Origin of the sequence: Weissella confusa (genome assembly GCA_041871065.1) — a bacterium.
Lineage (GTDB): Bacteria > Bacillota > Bacilli > Lactobacillales > Lactobacillaceae > Weissella > Weissella confusa_A.
On record CP168942.1, the window covers coordinates 1704786 to 1722803 of the forward strand.

The 18018-nt window shown below is 45.4% G+C and carries 17 protein-coding genes; all 17 read right to left on the reverse strand.

Features of this window, described 5'->3' with window-relative positions:
- Positions 1–6 precede the first annotated feature (6 nt).
- Positions 7–2643, reverse strand: a complete 2637-nt coding sequence (gene mutS, locus ACAW68_08395) for a DNA mismatch repair protein MutS (protein ID XGA15477.1) — start codon at positions 2641–2643, stop codon at positions 7–9.
- A 72-nt stretch (positions 2644–2715) separates the two neighbouring features.
- Positions 2716–3258, reverse strand: coding sequence for a DUF177 domain-containing protein (locus tag ACAW68_08400; GenBank protein ID XGA15478.1), 543 nt, complete (start codon positions 3256–3258; stop codon positions 2716–2718).
- 4 nt (positions 3259–3262) lie between these two features.
- On the reverse strand, positions 3263–4456 hold the full coding sequence (locus ACAW68_08405) for a nucleotidyltransferase (GenBank protein ID XGA15479.1): 1194 nt from the start codon (positions 4454–4456) through the stop codon (positions 3263–3265).
- A gap of 15 nt (positions 4457–4471) precedes the next feature.
- Positions 4472–5218, reverse strand: coding sequence for a class I SAM-dependent methyltransferase (locus ACAW68_08410; protein XGA15480.1), 747 nt, complete (start codon positions 5216–5218; stop codon positions 4472–4474).
- A complete protein-coding gene (gene rsfS / locus ACAW68_08415; GenBank protein XGA15481.1) occupies positions 5218–5589 on the reverse strand; it encodes a ribosome silencing factor in 372 nt (123 codons plus the stop codon). The genes ACAW68_08410 and rsfS overlap by 1 nt, the downstream gene beginning before the upstream one ends.
- Positions 5590–5591: 2 nt before the next feature.
- A complete protein-coding gene (gene yqeK, locus ACAW68_08420; GenBank protein XGA15482.1) occupies positions 5592–6188 on the reverse strand; it encodes a bis(5'-nucleosyl)-tetraphosphatase (symmetrical) YqeK in 597 nt (198 codons plus the stop codon).
- Positions 6151–6816: a nicotinate-nucleotide adenylyltransferase gene (locus tag ACAW68_08425; GenBank protein ID XGA15483.1), complete on the reverse strand. Its 666-nt coding sequence runs from the start codon at positions 6814–6816 to the stop codon at positions 6151–6153. The genes yqeK and ACAW68_08425 overlap by 38 nt, the downstream gene beginning before the upstream one ends.
- A gap of 27 nt (positions 6817–6843) precedes the next feature.
- Positions 6844–7158 (reverse strand): ribosome assembly RNA-binding protein YhbY, encoded by a 315-nt coding sequence (gene yhbY / locus ACAW68_08430; GenBank protein ID XGA15484.1) that lies wholly within the window; start codon positions 7156–7158, stop codon positions 6844–6846.
- A gap of 1 nt (position 7159) precedes the next feature.
- On the reverse strand, positions 7160–8302 hold the full coding sequence (yqeH, locus tag ACAW68_08435; protein XGA15485.1) for a ribosome biogenesis GTPase YqeH: 1143 nt from the start codon (positions 8300–8302) through the stop codon (positions 7160–7162).
- On the reverse strand, positions 8295–8822 hold the full coding sequence (locus ACAW68_08440) for a YqeG family HAD IIIA-type phosphatase (GenBank protein XGA15486.1): 528 nt from the start codon (positions 8820–8822) through the stop codon (positions 8295–8297). Before ACAW68_08440 ends, yqeH begins: the two co-directional genes overlap by 8 nt.
- A 132-nt stretch (positions 8823–8954) precedes the next feature.
- Complete coding sequence (locus tag ACAW68_08445) at positions 8955–10103, reverse strand: D-alanine--D-alanine ligase family protein (GenBank protein XGA15487.1); 1149 nt, start codon at positions 10101–10103, stop codon at positions 8955–8957.
- Between the two features lie 69 nt (positions 10104–10172).
- Positions 10173–11156 carry a DUF2785 domain-containing protein gene (locus ACAW68_08450; protein XGA15488.1) on the reverse strand — a complete coding sequence of 328 codons (984 nt, stop codon included), beginning with the start codon at positions 11154–11156 and terminating at the stop codon, positions 10173–10175.
- 321 nt (positions 11157–11477) lie between these two features.
- Positions 11478–13310: an APC family permease gene (locus ACAW68_08455; protein XGA15489.1), complete on the reverse strand. Its 1833-nt coding sequence runs from the start codon at positions 13308–13310 to the stop codon at positions 11478–11480.
- 174 nt (positions 13311–13484) lie between these two features.
- Positions 13485–15104, reverse strand: coding sequence for a chaperonin GroEL (gene groL, locus ACAW68_08460; GenBank protein XGA15490.1), 1620 nt, complete (start codon positions 15102–15104; stop codon positions 13485–13487).
- A 53-nt stretch (positions 15105–15157) separates the two neighbouring features.
- A complete protein-coding gene (locus tag ACAW68_08465) occupies positions 15158–15433 on the reverse strand; it encodes a co-chaperone GroES (protein ID XGA15491.1) in 276 nt (91 codons plus the stop codon).
- 157 nt (positions 15434–15590) lie between these two features.
- On the reverse strand, positions 15591–16355 hold the full coding sequence (locus ACAW68_08470) for a DUF4811 domain-containing protein (protein XGA15492.1): 765 nt from the start codon (positions 16353–16355) through the stop codon (positions 15591–15593).
- Position 16356: 1 nt separating this feature from the next.
- A complete protein-coding gene (locus tag ACAW68_08475; GenBank protein ID XGA15493.1) occupies positions 16357–17898 on the reverse strand; it encodes an MDR family MFS transporter in 1542 nt (513 codons plus the stop codon).
- Positions 17899–18018 lie beyond the last annotated feature (120 nt).

Here is an 18018-nt window from a genome sequence, read left to right on the forward strand (position 1 = left end):
CTCTTATTACTTCATTTGCTTTTGCCACTCATTTAGTTTCATCATCGCATCAAGTGGCGTCATCGTTGCGATGTTGGTTTGCTTAATTTCATCCAAAATGGCTTGTAGCGCAGGATCAACCGCTGGTTCCAACGCAAACAAGTCAAGTTGCGTATCTTCTTCAACAACCGGCTCAGGTGTCGACGTAACTGGCAGTTCAGCCACTGGTTCAGCCAACTCGGCTGATACTGGTTGCGGTTGTACTAACGTTTCTGAAATCGTCACATCTTGGGCTTCCAGACTTGCCAAAATATCAGATGCACGGGCAATCAATGAGTCTGGCAAGCCCGCCAACTTCGCCACGTTAATACCGTAACTTTGGTCAGCTGGGCCTGTCAAAACCTTGTGTGAAAAGACCAATTCACCATTCTCTTCCGTTGCACCAACGTGAACATTGCGCAAATGATCAAGCTCATCTGACAATGCCGTCAATTCGTGATAGTGAGTTGAGAAGAGTGTCTTTGCCTTGGTGTTATTGTGAACATACTCAATGATTGCTTGTGCCAAAGCCATACCGTCATACGTTGCCGTTCCACGACCCAACTCATCAAACAAAATCAGTGAACGCTTCGTCGCATTTTGCAATGCTGTATTTGCTTCGGCCATTTCAACCATGAACGTTGAATTTCCAGAAATCAAATCATCAGCGGCCCCAATACGGGTAAAGATTTGGTCGAAGATTGGTAATTCCGCCTCACTAGCAGGGACATATGATCCAATTTGTGCCATCACGACCGTCAAGGCCAATTGGCGCATGTACGTTGACTTACCAGACATGTTCGGTCCAGTAATCAACATAATCGTTTCGTCTTCGTCCATGTAGACGTCGTTGGCAACATATGATTGGTGGCCCAATACTTTTTCAACTACGGGGTGACGTCCGTCCTTGATAACCAGCTTTTGGTTATCAACCAAGGTTGGACGGGTGAACTTGTATTGCTCAGCTACCGTCGCAAGTGATTGCAAAACGTCAAGCTCAGCCAAGGTAGCCGCCAACTTTTGAATACGGGCAATGTTGTCCTTAATTTGGTCACGCACTTCGGTGAACAATTGGTATTCCAAGTCGCTCGACTTTGTTTCAGCTTCCAGAATGATTTGCTCACGTTCCTTCAATTCAGGCGTGATGAAACGTTCGGCGTTTGCCAACGTTTGCTTACGCGTGTAACGGTCAGGGTCAAGCTTCCCAATGTTAGCCTTCGTGACTTCGATGTAGTAACCAAAGACCTTGTTGAAACCAATCTTTAACGTACTGATACCAGTGGCTTCACGTTCTTTGGCTTCCAGCTCAGCTAGCCACTTCTTACCACCCTTCATCACATCGCGGTACTCATCCAAACGGCTGTTGTAGCCTGAGCGAATCACACCACCGTCAGTGACTGAAATTGGTGGTTCCTCAGCAATCGCCTTTGAAATCAAAATTTCAATATCCGATACTGGATCCATGCGACGTAACAAGTCACCAAAGACAGCTGGGTCTAAATCACCAAGTGTCACCATAATATCCGGCACTTGGCGCAATGAATTACGTAGTTGCAACAAGTCACGACCATTTGCCGTACCATAAGCAACACGTCCAGCCAATCGTTCCAAATCGTAAACTGACTTCAACGTTTCTTGCAAAGCAGCGCGTGAGAAGAAGTCCTTCAACAGTTCACCAATCTTGTCATAGCGGGCTTCAATGGTCTCGCGATCAAGCAACGGTTGCTCCAACCATTGCTTCAATGCACGACCACCCATCGCTGTCTTGGTATTATCCAACAACCACAAAAGCGTGCCTGAACGTTGTTGCGTACGCAAGTTAACCGTCAATTCCAAGTTAGCACGTGAATTACGGTCTAACTTGAGGTATTGCGCAATCTCATAAGGCGTCGCCATCTGCAAGTGGTCCAATGACCGCTTTTGCGTCGTAAACAAATAAGCCAACAAAATATCAGCCGCTTCTTTTTGTTCTGGCACTTCCAGCTGTTGCGTCAAATATGACGTTTCCGCATTGGCTGGCCCTTCTTCTTGCTTAGAAACCAAGATACCCAAGCTCGTGAGATTGGCCATCAATTCATCAGGCAACTCAGCGTTCGTCACAATTTCCTTCGTCTCCAAACGACTGATTTCATTCAAAACGCCGTTCGTTGCTGAAACTGACGTCGCCTTCACTTCACCAGTTGAAAGGTCCGCATAAGCCAATCCAAAGCCACCAACTGGCGTCATTGATAAGCTAACCAAGTAGTTGTTTTCCTTAGCCGCATCCGCTGTGTTGCGCATGCGTGTTCCAGGTGTCACCAGTTGGACAACCTCACGGCGAACCATCCCCTCAGCTTCAGCTGGGTTTTCCATTTGTTCAACAACTGCAACCTTATAACCTTTATCAACCAGAATATCGATATAGTTTTGTGCGGCGTGGTGAGGCACACCCGCCATCGGAATTGGTTCAGCAGAATTCTTATTACGTTGTGTCAACGTCAACTCCAATAGTTGTGACCCTAACACCGCGTCATCATTAAACAATTCATAAAAATCACCGAGACGATAAAACAAAAACGCATCAGGGTATTGTGCCTTGATTTCGTTATATTGTTTCATCATTGGTGTTTCTTTTGGCTTAGCCATTATGCAAATTTTCCTTCCCCATCAAAATGTGCAAAAACGCCCACCGGTTCAGCGCCGGTAAGCGTTCATTTTTTAATCTTCGTCCTTGAACAAATCTGCCAAGCCAGCCAAAGGTGTATTCGCTTGTGCTGGTGCTTCTTCTTGCTTTTGTTCAAAATCGTCTTCAGAAATGACAGCCCAGCCCTTACCTTCTGGCATTGGTTGGTCCTTCTCTTCTTCCGTCAAGACTTGAAGTGGCACTGACAAAGCAACGTATTCCATCAAGGCTTGATCAAAATCAATCAATCCATCTTCAATCAAAATAACTGAGTCTTCGATTTCATAACGATCAGCGTGCTCTTCGTTTTGCAAGTAAACTTCATCGATATCGAAATCAACATCCATTTCAACCGGCGTCAATGAACGCGTTGATGGTGTCACCAACTTTCCCTTCACGTTTGCGTGAATAATGATGTCTTCACGATCAGCTTGCGCAAATCCAGTAACCGTCAATGGTGTAACGTCCAATACAACGTCACCAAAAGTTGCCAACAAAGGCTCCTTCAAATCAACGACCTCGCTGAATTGCAATGATTCAGTCTTGTACTTTTGGAGTTCAGCATATTGCCACTTCATGTGATTATCCTCTTTCTATAAAAACTGGAATACGTCCCGTATCTAGCGGTGACGCTTTGTCCTGACGTGTCCGTGAGAACTGTTGATACAAGCGACCAGCTCGGTAATCAAGCATTAAGATTCCAGTCAGGTCATCCTTCTCAACTTTATGTATCAACGGCAACGTGAATGACTCACGTTGTTGCTTCAAATACCGGCGACCGACTTTTGTTGCACCTAGCATGCGCAAATAAGGTCGTTGCATCGCCGTTTGCATCTCAGCATCCGTTATATTCAAAACAGTGTACAACAGCGTTCGTTGCAAGCGAGCTTGCGTATAACGCTTTGACTTAAACGTTGTCATAAACGTCTCATAGTCAGCTGTTGTGTCCCGTTCAATGGTTTCTTTAAGACGGTATGCCAACCCATCTGTCAATTGATAAATGTTTTCTAATTCGTCAATTGGCGTGGTCAACACTTTATAGCGCAACGCATCATACCACGTTTCAGACCAATCAGCTGTTTGCGCACCTTGTGCTAACCATTCAGCTGCTGGTTGCGAAACATAGTCAGCAAATGCCGTTTCTGGCGCCTCCTGATTAATCAACTCACGTAGCGCGGTCGCACTCGCAATGTGATCATCCGAAAGCGTTGTATCATGATACCCAGCTTTAATGCGTTGAATCGGTTGTAGTCGAATCTGACTCACCAAACCAAGTTCAATTACCGCTGTGGCATAAGCAAAACCCAACATATCATTTGGATCCGTCAACCGGAATCCAACAACCTCGGCCAGAACATCATTAAATGCTGTGGCATAGGTCTGTGAATAATCAGCTGAGAAATGTTCATCCGCTGCCAAACGGTCACGGGCCTGCTGTGCGAGTGCTAAGAAATCCAACTCAGCATGCTCGGCACCAAAAACGATATTTGAAACGCCGGCATCCGCTAACAGTTGTACGGCACCCCGTGCAAAAATATGTGCTGGTTGCACAGCGAAAGCGAAGGGTAGTTCAAAAACGATATCAACCCCACCCGCTAACGCTAATTCCGTACGTCGCCACTTATCGAAAATGGCTGGTAACCCACGTTGCACATAGTTACCGCTCATGACAGCCACAACTGTATCAGCACCAGTAACCGCCTTTGCTTGGGCGACATGGTAGGCATGTCCATTATGGAATGGATTATATTCAGTTACTAACCCAACTGCCTCCATGTTGTCCTCCAAGCTTTACGCTTTCGTTGCGTTAAAGAACCAGCGTGGTGACTCATCAGTCACCTCTGATCGACCAAAGTCAGCCGTCACTTCAATGTTTGTGAAGCCTGCTTCAGTCAACAAACGCTTGTATGTGTCCAAAGAATATGTGCGTTCAGTGTGTACTTCTTGCAGTTGTTGGAAGCCATCGATGTCTTCGTTATAAACAAAGAACGTCAATTCGTGTTCCACCGTATGCGGTTGTTCTTCAACACCATATGATGACCACATAAACGCCGTCTCATCATCATGCCAGTTATACATATAACCAGGATAATAAACATCCGTTTGCCATGGTGAAATCACATCAAACAAGAATTGACCACCATCTTCCAAGTGCTCAGCGACTTGCTTGAACGCCATCAACGTTTCGTCTTCGTTAGCCAAGTAATTAAATGAGTCCGCAAATGATGTAATCGTTGCAAAACGCTCATCGAAGTCTGACCATTCACGCATGTCGCCTTCAATCAATGGCAAGTCCAATTCAGCTTCTTGGGCGTGTTGCGCAGCTAGTGCCAACATCTCAGTAGACAAGTCCAAGACTGAAATATCGTCATAACCAGCTTGCTTCAATTGAATCGCCAATCGTCCTGCACCACCGGCTAGCTCCAATAACTTACCATCCTTGTTCTTAATGAACTTGGTTGCGTATTGGAACCAATCTGCGTAGGCTGCTTCGTCAAACAAGTCGTCATACAGCTTCGCAAAAGTTTGGTAATTCATTAGAATTCTTCCTTAACGATCCATTGGTCGATGTCAATTTCAGGTGCAGCACCCCACAACTTTTCCAAGTTGTAGAATTGGCGCATGTCGTCCTTAAAGACGTGCACAAACAAATCACCAAAGTCCATCAAGACCCATTCACCTTCGCGACGACCTTCGTGACGCTTCAACTCAAAGCCAGCTTCAGCCATCTTGTCTTCAATTTCATCAACAATCGCCAAAACTTGACGTTGCGTTGGGGCATCCAAAATCAAGTAAGCATCTGATACCAAGCTAATCTCGTGGATATCCAATGCAACCAAGTTTTCGGCGCGCTTTTGGTCAGCAGCCTTAACAGCTACTTCCAACATTTCGTTTACGTTGCTTTCCATTATTACTTCACACTCCATGCGTTGTATGTCAAAAGCGTGCCCGGATAAACCGGAACCTGCTTTTCAATTAAATAAGCAAGCGTGTGGCCCGTTTGCCACCCGACACTTGCTGCCAAGTCTTCAAATGCCAAGGCGCGAACTTCTTCAACACCTGGGAAATCGCGACCTGACTCAATATAGTCTGCCATGTAGATAATTTGGCTCAACGTCGTCATATATGGTGCACCAGTTGTGTGCTGACGAATCGCTGTCAGGATATCTTCGTTTTCAATGCCCAGTTCATCTTTCACCATTTCGGCGCCGACGATACCATGCCAAACGTTGTTTCCCCAATTAACCAAATCTGGATCCAATTGCTTTTCGGCAATCTTCGCCAAGAAATCAGCATCAGAGCGTTCCTTGGCGTAATCATGCGTCAAGGCTGCCACAGATGCTTTCTCTGCATCAACACCCCACTTTTCAGCCAAGGCCACAGCCATTTCTTCAACACGCAACACGTGTTGGAAACGGTACTCTGACATCGCTGCTTGGGCTGCTTCAACTAAGCTTTTACGAGAACCGTTATAGTAACGGCCCCGATAAATTATCTCGTTTGTCATCCATGTATAACCCTTTTTCTACAATGTAGGCTGCTACCATGTCAGGTAGCAAATAGCGCACGCTTTGCTTATTAGCAATGCGCTTACGAATACCCGTTGAACTAATTTCAAGGTTTGGTACCTCAACCCATTCAACAGGATAATCCGTTACTCGTGGTTGCCCTGGGCGATTAACACCAACAAAGTGAACTAACTTAAGCAAGTCATCAATGCGATACCATGTCTTTAAGTACGCCACTTCATCACCACCGATAATGAAATAGTATTCGTAGTTTGGGTGCTCCACCTTCAGTTGCAACATTGTGTTGTAGGTGTAGCTCTTGCCACCGCGTTGTACTTCAAGCAATTCAATGCCAAAGCGACTGTTACCTGCAATGGCCGCTTGGACCATCTTGGCACGGTGCAATGGATCAATTGCATGCTTCACATCAACGTGCGGTGGCTTAGCATTTGGCATGAAGTATACCTTGTCTAAGCCAAGCTTATCTGCCACCTGTTCAGCAATGACCAAGTGACCAACGTGTGGCGGATTAAATGTGCCACCCAAAATACCAATTTTCTTTGTTTCACCGATAAACGCACGCTCGGCTTGTGCTTGCGTGATGGTTTTTTCGATTGTATTAATCATGCCCGAACCCCCGTTTCGAGAGTGATATTAAATCTTTTGTGCAGCCACTGAGTAGTGACGGTTTTCCTTGTCAGCTGATTCACCAAACAACACCAACGTGTGTCCAATTGTTTGTACAACTTGGATGTCCGTGTTTTCTTCGATGAACTCCTTCAAAGATTCAACTTCAACGTCTGAGTTTGCCAAGATGTTAACCTTGAACAACTCACGCTTGTTGATGGCATCTTCTAGTTGATCCAACCAGTTTTGTGTCAATCCTTGCTTACCGATGCTAAACAATGGACGCATGTCATGTGCTGATGCGCGCAAGTAACGCTTTTGCTTTCCGCGTAGTGAAATCATATTAAATCATTGCCCTTCGTGTTAATACTGAAACCCCTTCAGGAGCCCAGCCTGCTACAACCGTGTTGGCAGGAACTGTAATCCAGCCCAAACCGTCAATCACGATATCTGTCTTCTCTGTTACCTTGAACTCGTGACGTTGCAATGGTGGCAACATGTCCAAGTTCTCCGTCGTTGGTGGCAACAACAATTCACCAGCGTGCTTGCTGTAGAATTCGTCAGCCTTTTCCAACTTCGTGCGGTGAATCATCAAGTTGTTCTCAAAGTAAGCCGTAATACCAGCCTTCTCACCTTGAATGAAGTCGAAACGTGCCAATGCACCCATGAACAATGTTTGTTGTGGGTTCAATTGGTAAGTCTTTGGCTTCAATTCCTTTTGTGGCGAAACGTACTTCAAGTCCTTTGGCGTCAAATAGTGCGCCATTTGGTCTTGGTGAATGATACCTGGTGTGTCGATGATAAACGTATCGTCATCCAATGGAATCTCAATACGATCCAACGTCGTTCCTGGGAAACGTGACGTCGTAATCACATCCTTGTTGTCACCCGTTGCATCCTTGATGATTTGGTTAATCAACGTTGACTTACCAACGTTGGTAACACCAACAACATAAACTGAGCGACCTTCACGGTACTTCTCAATCATGTCCATCAAAGCTGGCACGTCATCACCGCTCTTACCTGACGTCAATTGAACGTCAACAGGACGCAAACCAGCAATGTTAGCTTGTTGACGCATCCAGTCCTTAATCTTTGAACGCTTCAAAGACTTTGGCAAAACGTCAACCTTGTTACCAACTAGCAAAACTGGGTTGTTACCAACGAAACGGTGCAATCCTGGAATCAATGATCCAGAAAAGTCGAACACGTCCATTACGTAAACAACCAATGAATCCGTTGCTGAAATTTCGTTCAACAACAAGCGGAAATCATCATCCGTCAAATCGACGGGTTGGATTTCGTTGTAGTGACGCAAACGGAAGCAGCGTTGGCACAACACTTCTTCGTTTTCAAATCCCTTCAACAAAGCTGACATTGGGGCATAACCCAATTCACCCTTGTGCTCAGTTTGGATCAACGCACCACATCCAATGCATCGCAATCCGTCTGCCAAGTAACCTTGAACTTCTGCTTCACTAATCAAGTGTCGTCCTCCATTGTAGTTCTGGGTGTGCCTTTAGCATGCGCTTCTTAACACCCTTTTCAAAAAATCGGTTAATCTTTGTATTCCATTGGTCAGTCTCAATTAGAGGCTTAACCAAGATGCTTCGTACGCCGTGGTTGTTTGATGACCAGATGTCAGTCAACAATTGGTCACCGACCATCACAACGTCGTTCTTTTGCAAATTAAGCTTTGTTACGGCTTCATTCAAGCCACGTGTCAACGGCTTTAGGGCACGTGACACAAACGGTAGATTCAACGGTTCAGCAACACGTGCAATACGTTCAGCTGAGTTATTTGAAACAATCATTACTGGGATGCCAGCTTCATTCATTCGCTCAAGCCAGTCATGCAATTCAGTCGTGCCGTCAGGGTTATTCCAAGCAATCAACGTGTTATCCAAGTCAGTCAAAACTGCCTTGATACCTTGTGCCTGAAGTTGTTCTGGCGTCAAACGGTAGATTGCATCAATCATCCAAGTTGGTGTAAATGATTCAGTCATTTTTCGTCCTTTTCACAATTTGTCTTACTATAAATTATACGCTAAATACTGTCGTTTATAAAGTAGGGTGACCAGGTCACAAATAAAAAACAACCAGCAACGGAAACCATCGCTGATTGTTCTTAAACTCTATTACTTAGCGCGCTCAGCGTTGTACTTCTTTTCACCGACGTGTTCTTCACCCAATGAAACGAAGTCGTATGACAACTTGGCGTTACGCTCGAATTCAGCCAAACCATAGTTAATGATTTCGTCGATCAAGTTCGTGTAGCTCAAGCCTGATACTTCCCACATTTGTGGATACAAAGAAATATTTGTAAATCCAGGCAATGTGTTTGGCTCACCCAAGTATGGTGTACCATCAGCATCAATCATAAAGTCCATACGCGTCAAACCAACAAGACCCAATGCCTTGTAGGCCGTCAATGCCATGTCAGTGATTTCCTTTTCAAGGTCATCCCCCAACTCAACTGGCAATTCAAAGACCATACCTGAGGCGTCAACGAACTTGTTGTTGTAGTCGTACCAAACGTCTTGTTCAGGCAATACGATACCACCCAAACGTGATGCACGAGGTTGCTCGTTTCCCAAGATTGAGATGAAGACCTCACGCGGCTTGTTCAAAGCAGCTTCAACCAATACCTTGTAGTCGTATTGCAAAGCATCCTTAACACCAGCTTCGAATTCTTCAGCGTTCGTTACGCGTGAAATACCAACTGATGAACCTTGCTTAGCAGCCTTAACGAACAAAACTTCCGTGCCAAGCTCCTTTACAAGACCTTCGTACGTGTAGTTTTGGTAATCTTGGTCCGTCAACAAAACGTACTTCGTGTTGCGTACGCCTGCTTGGTTCAAGATACGCTTCGTCAAATCCTTGTCGAATGACATGGCTGACGCAGCCGTACCAGCACCGATAAATGGCTTTTGCAACAAACGGAACAACGCTTGCAAAGTACCATCCTCACCCAAGTTACCGTGAACAACTGGGTAGAACAAATCGATCTCGGCCATCTCGCCCAAAACGGCAATTGGTGCCAATGGGTTAGTCAAATCCATCTTTGACTTTGCTGCAGCAACTACAGTATCTTCATCTTCACCATCGAACACGCGCTTTGAATCAGCGGCATTGATCATGTAACCATCCTTTGAAATCAAGAAAACAGTTACGTTGTACTTTTCCTTGTCCATTGCATCGTAAATGTTACGAGCAGAGCGCTTTGAGACGTCGTGTTCTGATGAGTTACCACCAAAGAACATCGCAATGTTTAGCTTTTCTGACATGTCGTTCTCCCTGTCAAACTGTTTAAATTTAGAACCCTAAGTATACCACGAAACTGTAAACCGGACCGATTACGCTAGGAAATTGCGTGCTTCGTTAAGATAATCATAAATTTCTTTGGGTAATTTTTCGCGTAGCAACAAACCTTGTAGTAAACGTTGTTGGTTATACATGCGGTGCCAATCAGCCTCGACTTCTGGTTGCATGCGTCGCGTCATCTCTTGTCGCCATTGCTTGAGTTGCTTCAAGAAGTATTGCTCATACAACGGGTTCAAGTTCACCAACGTCACGATGTAGCTATCGATACGACGGTTTTCACCCATCACAAGCGGCGTTTCCAAACGCTTGATACGTTCAATCAAGACCGTTAGTAAGAACACCTTATCGGCACGCGTGACGCCATCATCATGCGTCAATTCATCCAACAAGTTCGCAATGTGCAAGAAGGCGTGGGCCCAGCCCTTCCCTTCAACAAAGCCACGCGTATCGTGTTCTAGTGCAATGTACGTTGCCAAGTTATCGATAAGCATTTCGTGCAAATCATCGCTAAACAACTCCACTTCACTATTGCGGTTTGCGTAGTTCAACATCGACAAAATGAAGACCGCGAATGAACGGAAGAAAATGCCGTCATTATCAGTCTCATCAATGTGTGAGAACAACACTGAATCTTGCAATAAGTAACGCGTCATCATCACAATTTGTGCATCGGTAAAGATATTTGCTTGCAACGCATCACTAATAAAGAAAAAGACACCCTTATCACGCAACTCAGGATCCGTTTGGCGCAACCCACTCATCACGTCCAACAACTCTTGGTCAGTGACGACAACCGGTTGGCCGGCAATCAAGGCATTTTGCCAATCAGACACTTTTTCATGAATCGCTGTCGCTGTCACTGGGTCCAGCTGCTCCACAACAGTCGGTGCGTCGTAATCGAATTGATCAATCAAGCGACCAACTTCCGTGCCAAGTGAATCAAACAACTCACCATGGTGCACACGCGCACGCATATTTTTTAATTCTTCACGGACATCATCAACGGTGTAATCCATTATCTCTATCCCTTTTCCGTATTATTGCTTCCTAAATGAAAGCTACCTCCACTAGATTAACACAACCACGCAAAGATAGCAGTTTATTATATTTTTGTTTCCAGCTAGCCCGGTGACACCTCACCCGATTTTCGTTCATCTAGACACAATCCGAACGTCGGCGAAAGCCCGCCATATCCACGCTCATTTTCTTTCACCCACTTTTTGTCCATTTAGACACGATTTTCACCCATTTTGACACAGTTTTTATTCGCCGCAGAAAAAAGCCCCAGTCGACACAATGTCGGCTGAGGCTAATTCATATTTCTGTTTGCGCAACAACTATTCCTTGAGGTGGAAGTAGTATGTTGAAACTGTTACGTCACGTGAAGCCAAGGCTGTACGCAAGCGCAAACTGTTTTGATTGTGCAACGCATTTTGCCAACCGTGACGAGGCACGAATTGTGGAATCAAAATCGTTAATGAGTGGTTACGTTCCTTCGCACCCTTCGCAATTTCATCTACGAAACGCAATGAAGGTTCTGTGATTGAACGATATGATGAGTGGATATCCACGTAACGCACATCTGGGAACTCACGCTTAAACTCAACGCCCAAGCGGTGCTCCTTTTCTGGGTTCGAATCAAATGAGACGTGCATCGCCAAAACGCGATCACCCATTGATTGGGCGTAATCAATCGCGTCGGCCGTTGCCTTAGTCAAGTTTGAGACCAACACAATCACCGTAGAACCATCGTAGTGATGACGCTTGATTGGTTCCTTAGACAACACACGCAACTGCTTAGCGACAGCCTTGTAGTGGCGGTTAATTGTCCAGAACATGCGAAGCAAAACAGGCATGATAATCAAGTATGGCCAGACAGACTTAAAGTGCATCCAGAACAAAATGATAACCAAGGCAAACGAGATAAACGCGCCAACAAAGTTGATTGACGCCTTTCCCAACCAGAAACCTTCACGCTCACGGAACCAGTGAATAATCATTCCTGATTGTGACAATGTGAACGGCACGAAAACGCCGACCGCATAAAGCGGAATCAAAGCTTCAGTCGATCCATTAAAGATCAAAAGCAATACGATGGCACCAACGGCCAATGACATAATACCGTTTGAATATCCCAAACGATCTCCCTTGTCCATGTAAATGTGTGGCATGAACTTATCCTTAGCCAAGTTAAAGGCCAATTGTGGGAAGGCTGAGAAACCAGTATTAGCAGCAACCGCCAAAATCAAGGCAGTTGCAATTTGCAAGAGGTAGAACATTACGCCGTGACCGAAAATCGTTTGACCGATTTGGGCCAACACCGTCACGTGGTCATTTGGTCGAATACCGTACCAGTATGACAAGAACGTAATACCACCAAAGAAGAAGGCCAAAATCAACGCCATGATTGATAGCGTCGCTGCCGCATTACGTGGCTTTGGCTCCTTGAAGTTCGGCACGGCATTTGAAATGGCCTCAACTCCAGTCAACGAAGATGAACCACTTGAGAACGCACGCAAGAACAACAAGATTGTGATACTTGATGATGACGTGCCAATTGCTGCTGCAGCATGGAAGGCAACTTGACCGGTCGCGATGTTATACAACCCGTACAAGACCATTCCTGTAATCATCACAATGAACAAGTAAACCGGCACCATCAAGAATCCAGCTGACTCACGCACACCACGCAGATTAATTCCCATCAAAATCAAGATGATGACAACTCCGATACCCACTGAATATGGGTGGAGCGCTGGAACCGCTGACGTAATGGCTTCTGTTCCGGCCGCCACAGATACGGCAACCGTCAACATGTAGTCAACCAACAAAGATCCACCGGCAACAAGTCCAGCGTTACGACCCCAGTTCGTTGATGTCACGACATAAGCACCACCACCAGATGGGTAGGCGTGTATGATTTGGCGATACGATAGCGTAATGGCCGTCAACAATACCAACACCAAAATGGCGATTGGGATTTGCAACCACAACGCAACCGTACTAGCAGCAATCAACGCTGTCGTAATCTGCTCAGTACCATACGCAACTGATGACAATGCATCAGACGAAAGCAAAGCCAAGGCCTTGGTTCGGCTCAAATGTTGTGAGCCCTCTTCCAATGTCTTAAGAGGCTTTCCAATCAACAACCGCTTTAAAAAGCGCCACATGATTTTTCTCCTAAACACCTATATTAGGCAAAACGCCCAAAAATAATTTCAATTTTCTACAAGGACTTATTGTAGTTCTATTTGGGCTCGTTGTCTATGATTGATACTTACTTTCGGAAATCAAAAACGCCGCCCCTCTCACAGGAAGGTCGGCGTTTAATATTTACTATGAAATTACATCATACCTGGCATACCTTGAGCAGGCATTGCAGGGGCAGCATCCGTCTTAGGTTGCTCAGCAACAACAGCTTCAGTCGTCAACAACAAAGCTGAAACAGAAGCAGCGTTTTGCAAAGCTGAACGCGTTACCTTAGTAGGGTCCACGATACCAGCTTCAATCATATCAACCCATTCGTCAGTTGCAGCGTTGTAACCAACACCTGGCTTCTCTGACTTCAATTGGTTAACGATAACTGAACCTTCCAAACCAGCATTTTCAGCGATTTGGCGAACAGGCTCTTCCAAAGCACGACGCACGATGTTGATACCAGTTTGCACATCGCCAGTCTCTGACAACTCAGCAACGGCTGGGATAACGTTTACCAAGGCAGTTCCACCACCAGCAACGAATCCTTCTTCAACAGCGGCACGAGTAGCGTTCAAAGCGTCCTCAATGCGGTACTTGCGTTCCTTCAACTCAGTTTCAGTTGCGGCACCAACGTTAATGACAGCGACACCACCAGCCAACTTAGCCAAACGCTCTTGCAACTTCTCACGGTCAAAGTCAGACGTCGTCTCGGCGATTTGACCCTTGATCAAGTTAACGCGCTCAGCGATGGCCTCCTTGTTTCCGGCACCTTCAACAATCGTCGTGTTGTCCTTAGAAACCGTAACCTTAGCGGCTTGACCAAGTTGTGCAATCGTCACATCCTTCAAGTTCAAACCAAGGTCATCAGTGATGACAGTTCCGCCAGTCAAGATTGCGATGTCTTCCAATTGTGCCTTACGACGGTCACCAAATCCAGGGGCCTTAACCGCAACAACATTGAACGTTCCGCGCATCTTGTTCAAAACAAGCGTTGGCAAAGCTTCACCAGTGATGTCATCGGCGATGATCAACAAGGCACGACCTTGCTCAACAACGCTTTGCAACATTGGCAAAATTTCTTGGATGTTTGCAATCTTCTTATCAGTAATCAAGATGTATGGGTTATCCAATGAAGCTTCCATCTTGTCCGTGTCAGTTACCATGTATTGTGACATGTAACCACGGTCAAATTGCATACCTTCAACCACGTCCAACGTCGTCTCGATACCCTTAGACTCTTCAATCGTGATAACGCCATCGTTACCAACCTTTTCCATCGCTTCGGCAATCAACTCACCAACTTCTGGGTTAGCGGCTGAAATTGAAGCGATTTGCGCGATTTCTTCCTTAGTAGAAACCGTCTTTGACATCTCGTGCAAAGCCTTAACAGCTGCATCAGTTGCCAATTCGATACCACGACGCACACCAACTGGGTTAGCCCCGGCAGTGACATTCTTCAAACCTTCGTTAATGATGGCTTGCGTCAAAACAGTCGCAGTCGTTGTACCGTCACCGGCGATGTCATTCGTCTTTGAAGCAACTTCAGCAACCAACTTGGCACCCATGTCTTCAAAGTGATCTTCCAATTCGATTGACTTAGCAATCGTTACACCGTCGTTTGTAATAGTTGGTGCACCATAGCTTTGCTCAATAACAACATTGCGTCCCTTTGGACCAATCGTTGTCTTAACTGTGTTAGCAAGCTTATCAACACCTGCTTGCATCTTTGCGCGTGCATCTTCAGCAAACTTAATGTCCTTAGCCATATTTATTTCACCCTCTATTTCAAATTTTTAATAGTTAATCTGTTTGTTTCAAATTAAAGAACTGCAACGATATCCTTTTCGTGAACTACCAAGTAATCCACACCATCGACCGTTACTTCTGAGCCAGCGTACTTATCGAAGATGACCTTGTCACCCTCCTTCACTGCAGCTGGGGCCGTCAAGTCACCAACTGATTGCGTTGAAACAGCGACAACAGTTCCCGTAACTGACTTCTCTTGCGCGTTTGACGCAAGCAAAATACCACCAACTGATTGCTCAGGCGCTTCCTCAACTTGCAACACAACACGATCTCCCAAAGGCTTCAACATGTTATATGACCTCCATAGGCAAAAATTATTATTAGCACTCTCGATATCTAAGTGCTAACTTACATAAATAATAATAGCACACCCACACGTTTTTGCAACATATTTTGGTTAAAAAAAGAGCCCCGATACTAAATCGTACCAGGACTCTTAATTATCATTACTTCAATTGTGACAACATTTGCTTCATTGCTGTTGCCGTCATTTCAGCAGTTTGTTCAGTTGTATAAGCCTTAACTTGGTCAGGAGTAGCCTTTGGGTTTGCTTGCATGTATGCAGCAACCTTTGCTTCAATAGCTGACTTCATTTGAGCTTGTTGGGCAGCTTGTGCCTCAGGTGCAGCTGACTTTTGCGCAGCTTGCAACTTCTTAGATTGATCAGCAGTCATCACAACCCAAGTGTTCTTTGGCACCGTCACCGTCGTCACTTGCTTCTTAAGCTTGCCACCTTGACCACCGATACCAAACATCACGCGCCAGAAGGCATTCTTCCACTCCCAACGAGTGGTTTCGACCTTAACCGTTGCCTTCTTAACATCAGCAACCTTGTAAGTCATTTCCTTCTTAACACCAGTTGGAATATCAGCAACCTTTGATGAAGGCTTACCGTGAACCGTTGGCTTCTTAGCATCAGCTGTGTCGTTGTAAACCAAGACATAGTTATCAGCCTTTGAACCCAAACGTGATTGGACCAAGACACCAGCTGGTGACTTTGAACCCAAAGCTGAGTAGACACGCTTCGTCGTCGTTGTCGTCTTAGCAGTCAAACCAGTGTTGTTTGCAAAGACTGACGTTGTCATCCACACGGCACCAATTAGCAATACCGTAAAGATTGGTCCGAATACAGCGCGCATGGCACGGTTCTTCAAAACCAACCATGAGTAGAACATGCCGATTGCAAAGACGGCCATAACTAGAATAATCATATTAGTTATTTCCTCCCTTATCTGCGACAACGTTTCCGTTTGACTTACCGTGCACTAACTTACCGCTGTGCAAGAAGAACGCCAAGATAATACCAACAACGGCAAATCCAATTCCGAATGCAAATGATGCGTGGAATCCAGTCATCGTTGCGTTGATCATCTTATCCATGTATGACACAACGTTTTCCTTGGCCAAGTCCTTAGCAGGCTTAGCAGCCTTGATAACGTTTTGCGTAACTGATGAAAGCAAGGCAACAACAACCGCGTTACCAATTTGGCGAACCGTGTTGTTAGCAGCTGTTGCTTGTGAAGCTTCCTCAGGTGGCAATGCTGACATAGCACTGGCCGTCAATGGCATCATCGTTGTGGCGATACCAAACATACGCAATGCGTACAACAACGTTACCAAGTGTTGTGGCGTTTCAGCTGTCAAGAATAGGAATGGTACCGTACCGATAGCCAAGATTGAGAATCCAACCATCGCCATACGCTTAGCACCGACCTTATCGTAAACCGCTCCGGCAACTGGTGACATTGCACCAATTACCAAGGCACCAGGCAATAGTGTCAATCCTGACTCAAGCGCTGACATACCGTGAACGTTTTGCAAGTACGTTGGCAACATCATTTCAACACCCATCATAGCCATCATGGCCATCATTACGGCGAACGTCGTCAACGTAAATTGCTTGTTCTTGAACACGCGAACGTTCAAGAATGGATCGTCCATCTTCAATTGACGGAAGACAAACACAATAATAATCAAAATTCCGATTAGGATTGGGGCCAAAACGTTTGGCCAGTTACCAAATCCATCAGTGGCTGAATTTGAGAATCCCCATAGGAATGACCCAAATCCAATAACTGCCAAAATCAATGAAGGGAAATCAAGCTTCATATCACGGTTTGGCACAACATTCTTAACGAAGAATGGCGTTGCAATCCAAACCAATACCAACACGATCATTGGCAAGTAGAAAATCGTACGCCATGAGTTTGAAATCAACAAACCAAACAAGTGGTGATTCTTTTCCAAAATCCAACCTGAAAGCGTAGGTCCAATAGCTGGGGCCAAACCGATAACGATACCGTTAATACCCATCGCAGCACCACGTTGTTCAGCTGGGAAAATATTAACCATAACAACTTGCATCAAAGGCATCGTAATTCCAACCGCCACGGCAGCTAGAATACGGCCAAGCAAGAACATCCACCACATATCGTGGCGGCTAGGCGTGAACGCCGTCGTTGCCATACCAGCCAACAACAACGTGTAAGCCACCATGTACAAGTACTTGGTTGGAATCTTCGTGGTTAGGTACGCTGATACCGGCACCATAATTCCGTTGGCCAACAAGAAGTATGTGGTTGCTTCTTGCGCAGTTGCAAGTGAAATATTAAAATCGTGCATCAACGTTGGGATTGCAGTACCCAATGACGTTTGCATCAACATTCCAGCAAACGTTCCAATCAACAGCACCATAACCATGGCACCGCGGTTGAAAGGCTTGCCGTTAATGTCTAAAGTTTCTGACTTTGCCATTTCGTCCTCCAAATTTTTTAGTTTTTTATAATTGCTATCATTTATTCAGCAAGAGTTAGTTTAAACTTCTAAATTTTTAAAATCAAGGGTTTTTGTCAAGTAATTTGACAAAGATTTAGA